The sequence below is a fragment of the Desulfobacterales bacterium genome, from assembly GCA_029211065.1.
GTDB lineage: Bacteria > Desulfobacterota > Desulfobacteria > Desulfobacterales > JARGFK01 > JARGFK01.
This window is the reverse complement of the sequence record JARGFK010000263.1, coordinates 1-589: the sequence shown is the minus strand read 5'-3', so window position 1 is coordinate 589 and position 589 is coordinate 1. Positions and strand designations below refer to the sequence as shown.

Annotated in this window: 1 protein-coding gene; it reads right to left on the bottom strand. The window is 54.2% G+C overall.

Annotated elements, in window-relative coordinates; genetic code table 11:
• The coding region (locus tag P1P89_23335) for an ABC transporter ATP-binding protein (protein MDF1594456.1) at positions 1-589 on the bottom strand (589 nt) is incomplete at both ends.

The window sequence follows — 589 nt, the reverse complement described above, 5'->3', positions numbered from 1 at the left end:
TAATGATTCTTCTTGTCCTAATTCATTATCGTTTTCCAAATATGATGAGATAATTTTGGACGTTTCCCCATATTTTTTTATTTTCCCTTGATCAATCCATAAACACATCGGGCATAGTTGGTTGACAGCCCCCATATTATGGCTCACAAACAGCACCGTCCGCCCCCCTTCAGCCACCTCACCCATCTTTCCCAGGCACTTCTTCTGAAAAGCCGCATCCCCCACAGCCAGCACCTCGTCCACCAGCAGAATCTCAGGGTCCATATGCGCCGCCACCGCAAACGCCAGCCTCACGTACATCCCGCTCGAGTACCGCTTCACCGGTGTATCCAGGAACTTCTCTATCTCTGCAAACTGCACGATCTCATCGAACTTTGCATCGATCTCCCGCTTCTTCATACCCAGGATGGCGCCGTTGAAGTAGACATTCTCGCGGCCCGTCAGTTCAGGATGAAACCCGGTGCCCACCTCCAGCAGACTGCCAACCCGGCCCCGGAGGATCACTTCGCCATCGGTGGGGTGGGTGATGCGGGAGAGGACCTTCAGCAGGGTGGACTTGCCTGCGCCGTTACGGCCGATGATGCCGACG